The sequence below is a fragment of the Owariibacterium komagatae genome, from assembly GCF_045865535.1.
Classification (GTDB): domain Bacteria; phylum Bacillota; class Clostridia; order Oscillospirales; family Ruminococcaceae; genus Ruthenibacterium; species Ruthenibacterium komagatae.
Window position 1 is genome coordinate 133,817 of the sequence record NZ_AP031406.1, and the last position, 15,339, is coordinate 149,155.

Here is a 15,339-nt window from a genome sequence, read left to right on the forward strand (position 1 = left end):
TTTTGAAAGGAGAGAATATGAACGATAAATACACTCGGAATTCATCGTACCGAAACGAGTTTTTAAGCGCCGTTCAGCCGGTGCGAGGTAAATACCGATGCGTTTACTGCGGCCGCCGCGTGAAACCGGAGAAAATGCAGGTGGACCATGTAGTCGCTGTTCATTTGGCGCAACGGGGATTTTTGGCAAAGCTGCTCGTCCCCAAGGGCGTGAACGACATCTCGAATCTCGTTCCGGCCTGCCGACGCTGCAACCGCCAGAAGGGGAGCAAAGGCGGCCTCTGGATATTCCGGGGACGATTCTGGCGGGTCTGCCTGCCTATTTACACCGTCCTGCGCCTTGCCTGTCTGGTGGGAATTGCCTTCGTTGCCCTTGCGGCATTCGGTTGGCCTCCTGCGGCTGACGCGCTGTCGGGCCTGCTGTCCGGGCTGATGGGGAATTTGCCGCAAATCGCATAAAGGAGATGATTTTTATGTTTGAGAAGCAAAGAAAGCTGTTCGTCGATATCGACGGGACCCTGGCCGTCTGGCAGGTGGGGACGCCGTATGAAGAACTGCTGAAGCGCGGATATTTTCGGAACCTTCCTGCGCACGAATCCGTTGTGCAGGCGGTCCGCATGCTCATTGCCGAGGAAAAGGAGCTCGGTTTCGAGACCTACGCCTTGAGTGCCCTAATGCCCGGGAATCCCTGGGCGGAAGAGGACAAGCGCGTCTGGCTCGCCGAGCACCTGCCTGAGCTGGCTGCGTCCCGCATGATTTTCTGCGAACCGGGCGCCAACAAGGCCGGAATCGTTTCCGAAAAGTTTGGGCGAATCCATCGCGGATTTGTCCTGCTGGATGATTATTCTGAAAACCTCCATGCCTGGGAACAGGCTGGCGGAAAAGGAATCAAACTGAGGAACGGCATCAACGGGACCAAAGGGACCTGGAACGGGCTCATTGCGTCCAGATTCGCAAGCCCGGAACACACGGAAATCCAAATCCTGCGTGCGCTGGGCCTCTGGCTGGTGAAATCGGGGGCTCTCTGAGCCATTCGGATTACCGCTTGCCCCGAAAAGTGACGTATAATATCCTCATCAAAGAATAAAACGCGAATCCTGTGCTACGAAAGTGGCGCGGGGTTCGCGTTTTTCTTTGTTTATATAGATTCCCGGACCAGGTCATCCTCCCGGTAACGGTGCTCAATGGCGCCGATTTCATATTTTTTACCCCCGGATGCTGGGGGAATTCAGAGATGCGTTCAATACGCAAATTCATACATAATCGAGGCAATTAACATGAGAGAGAAAGAATACACGGGAACATGGTCGCTTCATTTCCAGGCACCCTATGTCCGCCACGGAAGAATCGTCTACCGGCCCGTCTTCCACGAAACTGTGGGCAGGCTCGGGGCAAAACGCTTTTTTTCGTATTTTGCGGATGATATGCCCTATCAGCCCAAAGAGACCCCGGTCCTCACCGGGATGCTCGAAAACAATTTGGCCGTTTTTGATAACCTTGAGGATGGAAAGCTCTCAAAGAATATCGTCCTTCAGTACAATGTGTGCCGCCAGTGCTCCCGGATATTCACGGCCGAGAAAGCCAATAAGCTCTACTGCCCGGAGTGCGCGAAAGAACGCAAGCGGGAAGCAGACCGATACGCCTGGGAAAAGCGCAAGCGGAACATGAAAAAAGGCAGCAAAAAACAGAACGTAATCATAGAGCGGCCGTCTCGAATCGAGCTGTTCGGAAAGAAAATCGGGAACTTGACCGTCACCGGCATTGCGAGAGAGCAGGGAGATTCGTCTCTCTGGTTCTGCGAATGCGAGTGCGGGCAGAGTTTCACTGCGTATGAATCCGCCCTGGTGACAGGGATGATTCAGGAATGCCCGTTCTGCACGAACAAAAAGGCCGGCGTCGGGTATGTCAATGAGTCCATCCTTGACATCGACCTGTACAGCGAGGAAATCGACCTGCGCGAACAGGTGATGATGCGGAGGTTCGGATTCATCGAGGCAAAAGCCAAGCTGAACAACGAAATCGTTCTCTGCAACTGCGGTTGTGGGGCCCGGTTCTTTGCTCCACTCCGACACCTTCTTTCGGGAGAACTGAAAAGCTGCGGATGTCTCAGCACTATTCCGGGGCTCAGCTGTGAACGAAAGAGCCGGTACGTCGGCATGAAAGCCGGCGGAGTCGTTGTGCTGAAAGCAACGGGCGCTTATCGCGGCGAAAACAAAAGACGGATTACCGAACAATGGTTCCTCTGCCGGTGCCTTTACTGCGGAAATGAGTTTTACTGCACACGCGGGAAACTCTGCTCTGCGTTTAGCCACGGGACCGAGACGTCGTTCACCTGCGGCTGCCATAAGCCGCTGGCAAAGATGCCGTCAAGTATTCTGACATACAAGGACGAAACACGGGAATTCGACCCGTTCGGCCTGATTGAAAAATAAAATTTGGAGGTACATAGTATGAGTTACGAAATCCTGTACGATACCCAGTTCATCCGCTCCAAGAGTGGCATCACCCCTGCTATCCTCAGCGGAAGCAATAACTGTACCGAGGTCAACTGGACTCTTTCCGGGCGCCGCTATGAGCGCGGAGAAAGGGGCTGGTGGGTCCTGTTCAACCGCGTCGGCGTTTCTGAGGAAGATTTCATGGCAAATATCCAGAAAATGACCGGCGGCGCCTATCAGGAACACTGGAAGAGCCGTGGAAAGTGGGTTGATGATGCAGGACTGGTTCGGTGGGCAAAAAACGCCATCCGGCGTGCGGCCACGGTCGAGGCTATCCTGCTGGACAACCGGCCTCACACCAGCATCCAGTGTTATGTGAGCGTCTGGGAAAACCATGAGCACCACACGGCGCTGAACACCTATGTCAGCTCGACCGAGGAGTATGACGAGTGGGCCCAGAGGGTGGAACGACTGCGGGTGAGCTTGCCGGAGAAATCGTCCTTTTATCCCGTCGTCAACCTTTGGGAAGGGATGAATCATCCCGATACGCGAAGTTTTGACCCCGACGAAAAGGTGGTACTGAAGCACAAAAATTCGTTCCTGCAAGAGTATTCCGCTGTTCACAGTTCGTGGTCAACCAACGCGAAAGACGCGATGATTTTGACCTATGAGCATGCAGTGACTATCCTGCGGAACCCGAGTATTCCCGGCATGAACGGGGCAAAGGTGCATCGCGCCAGTGCGCTCGATTTTTCGCCTGCCGTCTACATCAAGGTGACGGACCTGCGTACCGGCAGCGCGAACTACTATCGCAGCGCAAGGCGGTACAGCATCGTCACCACGCCCTTTCCCAAGCTCGCAAAGCGGTTCTCTCCCAAGAACGCACAGCAGGCGGTCAAACGGATGCAGCCGAAATACCAGAAGCTCTCGTTCGAAATCGTTCCCGCTGAGGAATGATTCTGGTCTTCCTTTGCGGGCCAGCAAAAATCTGATATAATACAATATAAAATAAGGAGGCGAGTGCGCGGTTCCGCCTGGCATTGTCTGGGCGGATTCTGCGCTTTTCACGATGAAACACTATTTTGAAGATAAAATCCTGACCTTTAGGGGCCAGTTCGGCACAGCAATCCTTTCCCTGGGCGACGTGACGAATTTCCTCGTCCGCAAAGGCTCTTCGGGCGACGTCAAATGGGTCGTTCAGGCTAAGGTCCTGGAGTTTCGCAGTAACACTATGGTCATCCAATGTGAAAATGAAACGCGAAAGCGCATCCTGGCGTATGAGGACGTTGTGGAGGTGAGTGACAAATGCCCGGCGTAAGTGTTCCTAACACGGCCCCGTCCATTCATCGCGGCGATATTTTCTATGCTGAGTTGGAGCCGTCTGTTGGCTCTGTACAGAGCGGTGTACGGCCTGTTCTGATTGTTCAGAATGACACGGGAAACCGATTCAGCCAAACCGTTATCGCGGTGGCTATCACTTCTCAGTTCGAAAAAAAGAAGTCTCTGCCGACGCATCTGCCTGTCTTGCCGGGCAAAAGTAACGGGCTGAACCGTCCGTCCGTCATTATTGCAGAGCAAATCCTCACACTGGATAAAAACCAGCTGAAACGTAAAATCGGCGCACTATCCGCTGAGTATATGCTTGGCGTGGATGCTGCTATCTGTGTAAGCCTTGGCCTGACCAATAGGTCTCCGGCTCGTCGCAAGCTCTACGACTATCAACAAGACAATTTCTAACTTTATCCCTTCCGAAAGGCTCTCGAGATTTTCTCGGGGCCTTTTTTGTTTTGTCTCAAAAATCCATAATTGGCAATATATTTGATAAAAATATAGATTTATGATATAATTAAGGAAAATACAACACAGGAGGCGAGACGCGGCATAGCCTGGTGAGCGATGATAAGCCTGCCAAAAGCTGGCCGCCAACTGGTTTATGGATTTGGTCATTGCTGAGAAGCCTGATATTGCGAAAGCGGTATCCAAGGTTATTCCGGGAACTCCCTCGTGGAAAAACGGATACATCGAACAGGGAAACTACTGCATTACATGGTGCTACGGGCATTTGCTTACACTCAAAGACCCAGAGGACTATGGCGACGAATACGCCCGTGAGAACACGCCGAACGAAAAATTACCGATTTTCTTCGACAACTGGGGGACGAAAGTGGCCGACAAAGGCCCGGCTCTCCTGAAAAATGGCTCAAAGGCGCCGGATAAAGGCGAGCAGGTGAAGACGATTGGCGAGCTTCTGAAAAAAGCCAGCCTCGTCATTGTCGCGGGCGATATTGACGATGAAGGCCAGCTGCTGGTGGAAGAGCTGCTGGAATGGCATCGCTATTCCGGCCCCATTAAACGTCTCGATACTGGCGCATTGAATGAGGCGAGTCTGAAAAAGGCGATGGCAAACCTAATGGACAATGCCCCGTGGCACATGAAAGCTGTTTCTGCAAGAGCAAGAAGCGTTGCAGATTTCGCACTGGGTATCAACGGGTCACGCTTTTTCAGTAATACCTATGGGGCCAACCTGTCAGTCGGCCGTGTCCAGACGGCAGCACTTGGCCTCGTTGTCGCCCGAGACGCTCAAATTGAAGGCCACACGAGTCAGAAATACTTCTTACTCGATATTGAAGCAGCTCTGGAAGGGAACGGAACGCATCAGGTGCGGTTTTCCCCCAGCAAAGATGACCCGCATCTGGTGGATGGGAAAATTCTTGACCGTGGCTATCTGGAAAAATTGGGTCAGGCCGTATCTGGCCGTAAGTTCGAAGCCGAAGTAACAAAGGAACCCTGTGAGGAAGCCCCGCCGCTTCCGTTCAGCATCAGCGCCTTGAAATCGTACTGTTCTGAGAAATTCAATATTCCACCGGAAGAAACGTTGCGAATTACTCAATCGCTTCGCATGAACTACGGTGGCCTGATTACCTACAACCGTTCAGAGTGTCGCTACCTCCCTGAGAATATGCATGCTGAAGCCCCTGGCATTATTGCAGCTGTGCAGGCGAATCTCGGCGCTGGCTGGGCGTTCCCTGGCCTCAACTCTTCCATTAAATCCAAAGCATTTAACGACAAAAATGTGGGCGTTCACCACGCCATCATTCCAACCGCACAAAAAGCTGATATCAGCAAGCTGTCCGAAAAGGAGCAAATCGTTTATCGGGCCGTATGCGGCTTTTACATGGTTCAATTTATGCCGAACGCCAAGAAGGAACGGACCAGGCTCACAATCCCTGGCAAAGGCGGCAGCGAATTTTCCGCAGTTTCCACGCGCTTGGTATCCAAGGGATTCAAACAGGTGTTACGTACACAGGACGATGAAGTGAGCGCACTTTCCAATGTGCCGGCCGGCAAGTATCCGTGCGTGTTGTCCAATCCAAGCATACAGGAAAAGGAGACGAAGCCTCCCAAACGATACACGGATTCCTCTCTCGAAGAGGATATGAAAAATGTTGCAAAGTACGTCACAGACCCCGAAGCAAAACGGCTTCTGCTGCTAAAAGATAAGGAAAGCCGGGAGGAACATGGCTCCATTGGTACGGCAGCAACCCGTTCCGCAATTATCCAAACGCTGAAAAAGCGGGGATTCCTCTGTAATGAGGGAAAAAACGTAATTTCGACCCCACTGGGACGCGAGTTCTACAAAATACTCCCGGATGAAATTCGCAAGCCGGACCTGACTGCAAAGTGGTGGGCTATCCAGCAGGAAATTCAGGACGGAAACGCAAAGCCAGAAGACCTCTACCAGGAAGTCCTGGCTGCATTCCATCGGGTCGCCTCCATCCAATACCCCAAAATCCAGCTTTCAAATCTGGCTGGAGCCGCCGGGCGGAAATCTATCGGAACGTGTCCCCGGTGCGGTAAGCCCATCGTGGAAGGGAAGAAGGGGTATGGTTGTTCAGGATATCGTGAAGGCTGCACATTTACTATTTGGAAAGAGGGCCAGCATGGTGTGTACAAGGTGCTGGCCGCCAGCAAAAAGAAACTGACCGAGGCGATGGTGAAAAAGTTGCTGAGCGAAGGAAAGGTTCTTGTGCGAGGCCTTATGTCAGAGCGCACTGGGAAAACCTATGACGCCTACATTACGATGGAGAACACGGAAAAAGGCGTACTACTGAATTTGAGCTTTGATAACATCCCTGCGAAAAAAACGACAGGGAAGAAAAAGGGGGGGAAATAATATGGGCGAAGAAGAAAGTCGGAACCGCCAGCATCAATCCACATCTACCGGCGAGCGGCTCAAGGCAGTTGGAAAGAACCTTCTGAAAGGATTCTGGGATTTCTTTGTCTATGCAGCGGGAACGGCGTTGATTGTGCTGTTCATTACAAAGGTGTTTGTCCTTGTCAGCTTTGTCCCCACTGGGTCGATGAATCCAACCATTCCGACCGGCAGTATTGTGATTTGCCTGCGGACGGACTACTGGAACAACGACCCGCAAAGGGGCGACGTTGTGATGTTCCGCCGCGATGTAGAAGACGATGACCGAGTGTACGCAAAACGCATTGTGGGCGAGCCCGGGGACGTCATTGAGATTCGCGACGGACAGACCTACATCAACGGGGAAGTCTACGAGGAGACATGGCTCAACGAGGACCCGGATGACCTTGATTTCGGCCCGTTCGAAGTCCCAGAAGGAAAGTATTTCTGCATGGGTGATAACCGAAATAAGTCCACCGATTGCCGTTACTGGGAAGAACACTATATCGAGCGGGACGATATTATCGCCCGGGGACGAATCGTTCTTTCCCCGGAAAAAATCGGGTTCTTACCCAATGTGGCTGAGAAAGCGTGAGGGAACTGCAATGGCAACCGTGAAATGCGCGCTTAAAAAACGAGGGGAGCCAACCCACGAATGGAATGATGGCGTAAAAGACCGGATTTATTGCCGGGGCTGGCTTGACCCCATGACCGACGCTCCCTTGCCTGAGTGTTTGGCCTGTCCAGACCATGTAGACAAGGCGCAGGATGACCTGGAGGCATTTTACCGAAAGCGGCCAGAGCCGGCCAAAAAGGAGTGATTTGATTGAAAAATCAGAACCAAAACGGCGGGAAAAAGATTCTCTGGGAGAGTCCCGGATTTTCTCCACTGTTCGGACTCAAGCTGGACATGTACCATTATGTCCTTTATGAGAACAGTATCAGCGTGACGCAAGGAATCGCGCAAAAAACAACGCAATCCATCCCGCTTCACTGGATTGCCGCAATGGAAACTCAGGTCGGCATTCTCGGCCGCATCTTTCATTGCGGACGACTGCGCCTGATTACCCGCCAATACAAACTTCCGAATCTGGAAATGCTCGTGAAGAATCCCGAGCAGGTGCAGGCTCTTATCGAGGAGGCAAAAGACCAGGAACATAAAAAATATCTCAACCGGCAAAATCACCGGCTGGCGCGCCAGGGGGGCGATGAAAAATGAGGTTGACAGAGGAAGAATTCGCTTCTCTGTGCGCTTCCCGGAACCTTCATGTAGTTGTGCAGGGCGGTAAGCCGTCGAAACTGCCTACGGGCCCTGGGCCGATGATGGCAGAAGAAAAAGAAAAGAAATCGCCGAAGTATCGGAATCAAAAAGTCTACTTGTACAAATCGGGCGTTGCAGTGAACGAAAAAGACGACCGGCTCGGACAAATCATAGCCGTTTTTGATTCCGAACGGGAATACAAACGGTGCCTTGAGCTTCAAATGCTCGAAAGGGCCGGACTGATTCACGAGCTGAAACGGCAAGTCCCGCTCGTAATTCAGGAGGAATTCGAATATCGAGGCAGCCAAGTGAACCCTATCGTCTATCTTGCGGATTTTTGTTACATGGAAAACGGCGAGAGTGTTGTAGAGGATGTAAAGGGGTTCGACCAGAAGACTGGTAAGCACATTACAACCGAGGGGTTCAACCTCAAGTGGAAGTTGCTCAAGGCCCGGTATCCCGACCGGCTATTCCGCATCTATTGACCCTACCCCGAAAAACGACTATACTGGACTTATCAAAGAATAAAACACGGATTCCGAGTTACGAAAGTGGCGCGGAGTCCGTGTTTTTCTTTGAAAATACGATTTAATGGAAGGGGTGTATATAACATTGCTGGATGGTGGTTCCATAACGCTCACGCAACATAGATGTGCTGAAGCTGTCCTACGCTGGCCGTGAGGCGATGAATGCTCATTTTGCTGAACAACCACCGGAAAATTAGAAACGAAATAAAAACGCGAATCTTGTGCTTTTTGAAAAAGTACGAGGCTCGCGTTTTTATTGTTGGAAGATTTGAAACGCTGGAAGGAACAACAAAAATGCGAAACGAATTCGAAAGTATTCCATGCCTATTCGCAGGAACGGAACCGGTCGTGCTTACCGTTTACGCTCCTCATCTTCTGCAACGCTGGGTCGAGCGATTAGGCCACAGCTTTCAGAACGGGAAACAATGCGCTGAGGTTATCGGCTCATATCTCGCGGATGAAAGGTTAATTACGGTTTTTGAGCGCGTACCAGTATACGGTTCAGTCGCTCTTTACATCGAATCACTCAAAACCCTCTTCTTCATGGATATGGGGACGAGGAAAGACCCAAATGAAATTAAAGTGTCTACGGTTTTGTACAGAGCAAATGAGTCCCAAAGATTTCTCGTAGACGCTGAGGATTACTGTTACATACTCCCGAAGGAGGGGAAGCTGCGCTTCGGAAAAGAGCGCAAGTATTTTGAATTGAAAAAGCGGGCTCCCAAATGGCGCCCTTCCCATCAGACCTGATTTGTGGGTCTCGCCTCCGTCTGGTTTTCTACCGGACGGAGGTTTTTTATACAACAAAACAGCGCCCTCCAGGAATAGGAGGACGCTGCTCTGTTTGTTTGGGAATTGCGCGGGGGGAAAAGGGTATTTATTTTACAGCCGCCTTTTGACGGGAGCTGACACGGAAGGTGTTTTTCGGCAGACCAGACAGGTCTTCCTTGGGACGCTCAACGACGATGACGCCGTTCTCAACGGTGTAGGGACGATTGGAGATGATGTCGTTCTGGGTGTTCATAGTAGTCTTATTCATATCTGTAATAGCAACGAACTCTCTGGTTCGCGCTTAGCCTCCTTCTTTTTCTTCTTTATATTGTCCTGCATCTCATTAAGTACAGGGAGTTCTCTTCTTTATATTATAATTATACCATATTTAGCCCCATCAAGTCAAATTTGGCACCAGATGTAGGCGGCTCCCGAAGGCTGTTTTCTCATCTCCGGCCTCTTGCTGAAATTGCTGGCTCAAACAACTAACGCTCACCCCGAAAAGTAGCATATAATATCTTCATCAAAGAATAAAACACGAACTTCGAGCCATCGGAAATGGACGCGGAGTTCGTGTTTTTCTTTGTTTACATACCTAATCTTATTTTGAGAGCCGCTTTGTAACGCGGCGGAAAGGACACTACCATGATGAATTTTGTACTTGACGATGCTGAATTCTGCACCAAAAGCCTCAACGAAATCGCTCAATTTCTGAAAGACCGAGAAAACACAGCTATCTGGTACACGGATGATTGTGGGCTTGCAGACATCCGCTTCTCTCCCATTGACAGCGAGCCTCTGCTGGCTGCTGGAAAACTGGCGTCCCTGCGCTCTGCGCCGGCGATGAAGTTCTCGGCCAGTGATGAAGCCTATTCGGACTCTATTTTTGCACCCTCTTGCGGATACTTCGGCAGCTCTCAGCTGCTTCGTGTGAAGGGGAACATCTATCCGGTCGGTGATAGCGCCATCCGGGGAATCACGAGAAAGCTGGGTTTGTATGACGTCCATTGGAACCGGATGAGGGAATTTTCTCCGGCCAAACTCTCTGAGAACCTCAACAATGCTCTCGATGCGTTTGGAAATAACGGCTCGAAATGCACAATTCTTGTGGAAGACGAGAAGGTGCGTGCCTTCAACGGCCCCAATTATGCCATCTGTCCTATGACGGACGTGATGGATATGATGCAGGCGTGGATTCGGCGCCAATGCCCTGACGCTAAGTTCGTCATCGCATATGCCAACCACAACATCGTCAAATGGACTGTTGACCTCTCGGCCTATACCAAGCAAATCCTGAAGGGATTCCCGGAGCTGATTGCAAACAACTTTACCCCGGCCTTCTCTATGCGCCTGTCTCATACGGGAGATTCCAGCGTTGCTATCATTCCTTCCTTGGTTGCCGGCAACGTCTATTTCCCGATTTCCAAGGGACTCAACGTAGAGCATACCAAGCGTGGCGGTTCCGCTGCCGAACGCTCGGATGCCATGAAGGAAGCTGTGCAGAAGAGTTTTGACGGAATCTTCCCGGATATCGAGAAAGCGGCTCAGGAAATCGAGAACCTGCACAAAATCACGGTGGAGAATTCTCACACCGCCGTGCTGCGCGGGATGAAGTCCCTCGGCATGCCCAAGGCACAGTGCATTGAGGCAGCTGAACTCTTCGCTTCGATTTTCCCGGAAAAGGCGACCGCCTACGATTGCTATATGGCCGTCGTAGATGCGTACACCTTCGTGACCCGCGACTTCCCGGACGACTACCGCCGGCAGTTCGCTGCGGCAGATGCCGTAGGACGCGCGATTGTTGTCATCGACTGGGAAAAGCTCGGCAAGGATGTCAGCCCGTTCAACTGGTAACAGAAACCGAATCCCCCGGCCGCTTTTGAAAGTGGCCGGGCTTTTCAGGAAAAGGAGATAATTATGGGAAGTTTTGATGGCTCCAGCAAAGGTTTCGCTGGAATCGGACAGAACATCAACTATCACGAGGCAATCGAAACGCCTCACATGAAGCATGTGATTGAACAGGCAATGCGCAATGCATCTCCCGAGGCAATCGCATTCCTTGACCCGCTTCATCCGAAAAAGCCCGACCGTATTGATGCGAGTGGGCTGACGGAAGAAGAGTGGAAAAGAAGACGAGTTCGGTCCATCGGTTCGAGTGCTGCGTCGCATGTGTTCGGCGAATGCCCGTATCCGGGGACAACAAACCTGGACTTGTATTATGAAAAGACCGGACAGGTGCCTCCGCCCACAAAACTGGAAGCCGAGCTCGCAGAGCTGTGCGACAAATACGGGATTGACCCCAGTATGCCGGACAGCAAAAAGCGCCAGTGGTATTTTGATTTCGGCCATATCGCCGAAGATATCATGCACCGTTATTGCGAGTATCTTTGGCCGGGCCATGAGCTGATTGTTGACACCAATATTTACAGTTCTCCGGCTCGCCCGTTCCTGACGGCAAACCTCGACCGAATGATGAAGCTGCGAGATGGCAGTTATATCCACGTCGAGTTCAAAACAGCTTCTGCCGAAAACAAGGATGGGTGGCGTAAACCGGTGCTCGACCCGAATACGGGCGAGTATTTCGAGGAATGGGCTATCCCGCAGCACTATAAAAGGCAGCTGATTCAGTGCCAGCACATCATGGGCGTATGGGAAAGTGTCCTTGTGGTCATGTTCGACCGGGACAATATTATTCCCATTACTTATTATCGGGACCTTGACGAGGAGATGTATCAGGTCAAGGTCTGTGAAGATTTCTGGATGAATCATGTTCTGACCAGGGTTCCGCCCGACCTGCTGCTTGGCGACCCCAAAAATCTCGCGTCCTGCATACGCCGATACAGCGGTGAGGCCGATGCCGCGCTGCAAACGGTTTCCCTCCCGAGGGAATTTCTGGAGGACGTCAAAAAAATCGAGGGTATCAACAGTCTGTTGTCTCAGGAACGGTCTCTGGTACGAGAACTTGAAGAAGAGCAGGCGGAGGCAATGCTCCCGCTTATCGAAGCGATTGGTCGGCATTACACTGCCCGCGTCACGGATGGAAAGGAGGCTTACAGCCTATCCTACAAACCGAGGCGCGGCCAGCGGAAGATTGACTTTGAGCAACTCAGGCTCAATCATCCGGAAATCTATGCCGAATACGTTTCTTATCCGACAGAGGCCAGTCGGTCGATGCGGATAAAAAAGGAAAAAATAGGCTAAATTCAGGCGGCGCCGCAGTGATTTTCACCCGGCGCCGCAACTGGAGGGTTTTATGGTCCAACTTGGTGAGGAAGTTCGGATTTGCAGTGTCTTCAAAAAGATGCTGTATGAATCTGACAACTTCCATATTATGAAGGTAAGCGCCAAATACGCTCCCGACCTTTTCCCATTTAGCGAGAAGGACATGCCGGATGAATTTACGGCAAAGGGTTCCTTCTCCGCTCCCAACTATGAGGGGCAGGAGATTGAACTTGGAGGGGATTGGCGATTCGATGCAAAGTACAAAGAGCACATTTTCAACGCACAATATGTTGTTGCCGTACTGCCTACGACGGAGCAGGGAACACTCAAGTTCCTGCAATCTATCGAAGGTATCGGCAAAAAGATGTCTGCACGAATTTGCAGCGTTCTGAATGGCGATATTCGGAATCTGGTCCTTGACGAAGATTGGCTGCTGGCGAATATTAAAGGAATGAACCGTTCCCGAGCAGACAAAGTGTGCAATGCAATCCGGCGTGCAAATGCCACCGCAGAACTCACAAAGGCCCTGCGTGGCGCTGTCACCGGCGAAATTATACAGAAAGTTGTCGTAAAATACGGGAGTAATGCTCTCGACGTCATCAATTCGACACCATATCGAATGGTCTACGACCACACCCTGCCGTTTAAAGATGCGGATACTATTGCTCTTTCGCTTGGTGTGTGCCAAAAAGACAGTTCAGAACGGGTGCAGTGCGGCATCTTGAGCGCCCTCCGCGCTATCGAAGGTCGGCACGCCTCTATCATTGCACTGAAAGAGGATGTCCAGAGAGCGGCCCTGACGCTACTCGGTGTTGACCAGACAATCTATGATGTTGAGGTTAAAAAGATGTACGAAAACCGAACGCTGGTATCTGCGGCTCGGTACTGCTATCGTTTTGCGGACTTCGTCGCCGAAAAAACGTTGGCAAGCTACATCGTGAATTTTACCCGGTCGAAAATTCCACCGTCGGAATCTCAAAAGTTTCTCAAAGAGTTTGAAAAATGGGAAGCAAAACATCCGGAAGTCAAATTGGCAGACCAGCAAGAAGAAGCTGTGAAGGCTGTGGCATCCCATCACCTGAGCGTTCTTACGGGCGGCCCAGGCACTGGCAAAACCACTGTTCTGAAGGCAATTCTGGATGCCTACCGGGCAACATTCCCCGATGCGAACGTTACGCTGTTGGCTCCCACCGGACTTGCAGCAAAGCGCATGAGCGAGGCATGTGGGTTCCCGGCATCAACTGTTCACAAGGCTCTCGGCCTGACACCAAGCGAATCGGCGGAAGGATTTGACGACAGCAACAGTGTGGGAATCGACGGCGGACTCGTTATCGTAGACGAATCGTCTATGCTGGGCATCCATTTGATGCGCTTCCTGTTTGATTCCATCCTGTTTTCGTCCAATACGCGCATTGTAATTGTTGGTGATATTGACCAGCTTCCGTCTGTTTCTCCGGGCGCAGTGTTGGATGCGATGATTTCATCTCAAAAAATTAAGACTACTCGTCTCAACCGGAATTTCCGGCAAGAGGCTGGCAGCGCCATTGTTGACGCAGCCTACGCCATCAATGCGGGGAATACGAATCTGCAATTCGGCGGAAATTTCCAATACAAGGAGATTTCTAACGCCGATATCGCTGTGGAGACTCAGAGGATTCTTGATGAGGTTAAGCGGGCGTTCGTGTGGAGCATCAAATACTTTGGGCTCGACCAAACCTATGTCTTGACGCCGCGAAAAAAGATGGCATCGAAAAATGGGCAGACTACCGTAGAGACGTTGCTCTCCACTCAATCCCTGAATCCGATTCTCCGTGACATCGCAAACCCACCGTCCGCCGATAAAGCGTTCTTAAAGGCCGGCGGAAAGACCTGGCGCGTGGGAGACCGTGTGATGAATCTCAAAAACACCAGTGAGGCAATGAATGGCGAAATCGGCATTATATGCGAAATCCGAAAGGAGGACGTGCCGGTTGTCGTTGTTGACTTTGATGGCACTGAAGTGGAGTATACGCCGGACAAGTTGAAAAACTTGGATTGGGCGTATGCCATTACAGTACATAAAAGTCAAGGAGGAGAATACAAGTCCATCATTTATCCCACTTCCATGACGCAAGCGGCCATGCTCCAGAGAAATCTGTTGTATACCGCTGTGACCCGGGCCCGAGAGAATGTTCTCATCATTGGCAGCCGAAGCTCTATCAACCGAGCCGTGCTGACCGTGAAGAGCAAAGAAAAGCGAGACCTGCTCGCGGCGCGCATTGTGCGCTACGCCGAGTCTGGGAAATAATCATTTTTATGCGGCCGCCATCCCTTTAATGGGTGGCGGCTTTTTCTTTTTTGGCTAATTACAATGCGATTTGAAAATAAGGAAATTTATCATCCGAATGGCCTGCGAGAAGATTGTCTCACCCCGAAAAGTCCGTATCATATTTATCATGGACATCGGTATGAGCTGATTCCGTGAGTACATATGCGTTTGTGTTCCGGAAAAGCGCATCCACTTCCACAAAGTCCAAATCGTAGCGAAGGCTAAGAAAGGAGAGCGATACCAATGAATAAACTTTCTGCCGTTTCTGGCATCCGTAACAAGGCTGTCGGCGTAATGGCGGGCATGAACGCCCTGATTCTCACCACGATGATGTCGTATGCGAACTATGGCGTTTGGAGCAATGTTACCTCGACCATGAGCAACATCTTCGCCACTTTGGAAAGCGCGTTGAAGTCCATCGTGGTGCCCATCGCCGGCTGTGCGCTGGTATTCTGCTTCATTATGATGCTGGTCAGCCAGTCTCAGAAGAAGGTAGAAACCTACCGCGCCTGGGTGGTAACTATTGTTATCAGCATTGTTGCCATCTATGCTGTGCCCTTCATCATCAACTTGGCAAGCACCATCGGCTCTCAGTTCTAAGCCTGCAAGCGACAAGGCGCCGTC

17 protein-coding genes are annotated in these 15,339 nt (G+C 51.3%); 16 read left to right on the forward strand and 1 reads right to left on the reverse strand.

Annotation, left to right across the window (positions count from 1 at the left end; genetic code table 11):
* Positions 1-17: 17 nt before the first annotated feature.
* From ACKTS9_RS00755 to ACKTS9_RS00810, 12 genes are all read left to right on the forward strand, one after another.
* Positions 18-458, forward strand: a complete 441-nt coding sequence (locus ACKTS9_RS00755) for an HNH endonuclease (protein ID WP_407878329.1) — start codon at positions 18-20, stop codon at positions 456-458.
* A 14-nt stretch (positions 459-472) separates the two neighbouring features.
* Positions 473-1,027 carry a hypothetical protein gene (locus ACKTS9_RS00760; RefSeq protein WP_087290440.1) on the forward strand — a complete coding sequence of 185 codons (555 nt, stop codon included), beginning with the start codon at positions 473-475 and terminating at the stop codon, positions 1,025-1,027.
* A 249-nt stretch (positions 1,028-1,276) separates the two neighbouring features.
* Positions 1,277-2,431: a hypothetical protein gene (locus ACKTS9_RS00765; protein WP_205456665.1), complete on the forward strand. Its 1,155-nt coding sequence runs from the start codon at positions 1,277-1,279 to the stop codon at positions 2,429-2,431.
* A gap of 18 nt (positions 2,432-2,449) precedes the next feature.
* Positions 2,450-3,391 (forward strand): hypothetical protein, encoded by a 942-nt coding sequence (locus ACKTS9_RS00770; RefSeq protein WP_087290436.1) that lies wholly within the window; start codon positions 2,450-2,452, stop codon positions 3,389-3,391.
* 112 nt (positions 3,392-3,503) lie between these two features.
* Complete coding sequence (locus tag ACKTS9_RS00775) at positions 3,504-3,752, forward strand: hypothetical protein (protein WP_087290433.1); 249 nt, start codon at positions 3,504-3,506, stop codon at positions 3,750-3,752.
* Entirely contained in the window at positions 3,740-4,171 is a 432-nt protein-coding gene (locus ACKTS9_RS00780; RefSeq protein WP_087290431.1) for a type II toxin-antitoxin system PemK/MazF family toxin, read from the forward strand. Before ACKTS9_RS00775 ends, ACKTS9_RS00780 begins: the two co-directional genes overlap by 13 nt.
* A gap of 196 nt (positions 4,172-4,367) precedes the next feature.
* Positions 4,368-6,608, forward strand: a complete 2,241-nt coding sequence (locus ACKTS9_RS00785; RefSeq protein ID WP_407878336.1) for a type IA DNA topoisomerase — start codon at positions 4,368-4,370, stop codon at positions 6,606-6,608.
* A 1-nt stretch (position 6,609) separates the two neighbouring features.
* Positions 6,610-7,221, forward strand: a complete 612-nt coding sequence (lepB, locus tag ACKTS9_RS00790; protein WP_407878338.1) for a signal peptidase I — start codon at positions 6,610-6,612, stop codon at positions 7,219-7,221.
* Between the two features lie 10 nt (positions 7,222-7,231).
* Positions 7,232-7,447, forward strand: a complete 216-nt coding sequence (locus ACKTS9_RS00795) for a hypothetical protein (protein ID WP_205456661.1) — start codon at positions 7,232-7,234, stop codon at positions 7,445-7,447.
* 5 nt (positions 7,448-7,452) lie between these two features.
* Positions 7,453-7,845, forward strand: coding sequence for a PH domain-containing protein (locus tag ACKTS9_RS00800; RefSeq protein ID WP_087290422.1), 393 nt, complete (start codon positions 7,453-7,455; stop codon positions 7,843-7,845).
* Positions 7,842-8,372, forward strand: coding sequence for a DUF1064 domain-containing protein (locus ACKTS9_RS00805; RefSeq protein WP_087290420.1), 531 nt, complete (start codon positions 7,842-7,844; stop codon positions 8,370-8,372). Before ACKTS9_RS00800 ends, ACKTS9_RS00805 begins: the two co-directional genes overlap by 4 nt.
* A gap of 204 nt (positions 8,373-8,576) precedes the next feature.
* Positions 8,577-9,164, forward strand: a complete 588-nt coding sequence (locus ACKTS9_RS00810; protein WP_143259603.1) for a hypothetical protein — start codon at positions 8,577-8,579, stop codon at positions 9,162-9,164.
* Positions 9,165-9,291: 127 nt separating this feature from the next.
* On the opposite strand, the gene ACKTS9_RS00815 is transcribed toward ACKTS9_RS00810, so the two are convergent.
* Positions 9,292-9,438, reverse strand: a complete 147-nt coding sequence (locus tag ACKTS9_RS00815) for a hypothetical protein (protein ID WP_158097859.1) — start codon at positions 9,436-9,438, stop codon at positions 9,292-9,294.
* A gap of 392 nt (positions 9,439-9,830) precedes the next feature.
* Between ACKTS9_RS00815 and ACKTS9_RS00820 the strand changes: the two genes are divergently transcribed.
* The 4 genes from ACKTS9_RS00820 to ACKTS9_RS00835 all read left to right on the forward strand — a co-directional run bounded on the left by ACKTS9_RS00820 (position 9,831) and on the right by ACKTS9_RS00835 (position 15,315).
* Positions 9,831-11,039 carry a hypothetical protein gene (locus ACKTS9_RS00820; RefSeq protein ID WP_407878342.1) on the forward strand — a complete coding sequence of 403 codons (1,209 nt, stop codon included), beginning with the start codon at positions 9,831-9,833 and terminating at the stop codon, positions 11,037-11,039.
* Between the two features lie 63 nt (positions 11,040-11,102).
* On the forward strand, positions 11,103-12,386 hold the full coding sequence (locus tag ACKTS9_RS00825; protein WP_407878344.1) for a YqaJ viral recombinase family protein: 1,284 nt from the start codon (positions 11,103-11,105) through the stop codon (positions 12,384-12,386).
* Between the two features lie 52 nt (positions 12,387-12,438).
* Positions 12,439-14,694, forward strand: coding sequence for an AAA family ATPase (locus ACKTS9_RS00830; protein WP_407878346.1), 2,256 nt, complete (start codon positions 12,439-12,441; stop codon positions 14,692-14,694).
* A 264-nt stretch (positions 14,695-14,958) separates the two neighbouring features.
* A complete protein-coding gene (locus ACKTS9_RS00835) occupies positions 14,959-15,315 on the forward strand; it encodes a hypothetical protein (protein ID WP_407878348.1) in 357 nt (118 codons plus the stop codon).
* Positions 15,316-15,339: the final 24 nt, after the last annotated feature.

What these genes read in the sequence shown, in the direction of transcription:
- ACKTS9_RS00760 (WP_087290440.1), top strand. Translation starts at nt 473, where the DNA reads ATGTTTGAGAAGCAAAGAAAGCTGTTCGTCGATATCGACGGGACCCTG.
- ACKTS9_RS00835 (WP_407878348.1), top strand. Translation starts at nt 14,959, where the DNA reads ATGAATAAACTTTCTGCCGTTTCTGGCATCCGTAACAAGGCTGTCGGC.
- ACKTS9_RS00755 (WP_407878329.1), top strand. Translation starts at nt 18, where the DNA reads ATGAACGATAAATACACTCGGAATTCATCGTACCGAAACGAGTTTTTA.
- ACKTS9_RS00810 (WP_143259603.1), top strand. Translation starts at nt 8,577, where the DNA reads ATGCTCATTTTGCTGAACAACCACCGGAAAATTAGAAACGAAATAAAA.
- lepB (WP_407878338.1), top strand. Translation starts at nt 6,610, where the DNA reads ATGGGCGAAGAAGAAAGTCGGAACCGCCAGCATCAATCCACATCTACC.
- ACKTS9_RS00825 (WP_407878344.1), top strand. Translation starts at nt 11,103, where the DNA reads ATGGGAAGTTTTGATGGCTCCAGCAAAGGTTTCGCTGGAATCGGACAG.
- ACKTS9_RS00805 (WP_087290420.1), top strand. Translation starts at nt 7,842, where the DNA reads ATGAGGTTGACAGAGGAAGAATTCGCTTCTCTGTGCGCTTCCCGGAAC.
- ACKTS9_RS00775 (WP_087290433.1), top strand. Translation starts at nt 3,504, where the DNA reads ATGAAACACTATTTTGAAGATAAAATCCTGACCTTTAGGGGCCAGTTC.
- ACKTS9_RS00795 (WP_205456661.1), top strand. Translation starts at nt 7,232, where the DNA reads ATGGCAACCGTGAAATGCGCGCTTAAAAAACGAGGGGAGCCAACCCAC.
- ACKTS9_RS00830 (WP_407878346.1), top strand. Translation starts at nt 12,439, where the DNA reads ATGGTCCAACTTGGTGAGGAAGTTCGGATTTGCAGTGTCTTCAAAAAG.
- ACKTS9_RS00820 (WP_407878342.1), top strand. Translation starts at nt 9,831, where the DNA reads ATGATGAATTTTGTACTTGACGATGCTGAATTCTGCACCAAAAGCCTC.
- ACKTS9_RS00765 (WP_205456665.1), top strand. Translation starts at nt 1,277, where the DNA reads ATGAGAGAGAAAGAATACACGGGAACATGGTCGCTTCATTTCCAGGCA.
- ACKTS9_RS00780 (WP_087290431.1), top strand. Translation starts at nt 3,740, where the DNA reads ATGCCCGGCGTAAGTGTTCCTAACACGGCCCCGTCCATTCATCGCGGC.
- ACKTS9_RS00785 (WP_407878336.1), top strand. Translation starts at nt 4,368, where the DNA reads ATGGATTTGGTCATTGCTGAGAAGCCTGATATTGCGAAAGCGGTATCC.
- ACKTS9_RS00770 (WP_087290436.1), top strand. Translation starts at nt 2,450, where the DNA reads ATGAGTTACGAAATCCTGTACGATACCCAGTTCATCCGCTCCAAGAGT.
- ACKTS9_RS00815 (WP_158097859.1), bottom strand. Translation starts at nt 9,438, where the DNA reads ATGAACACCCAGAACGACATCATCTCCAATCGTCCCTACACCGTTGAG.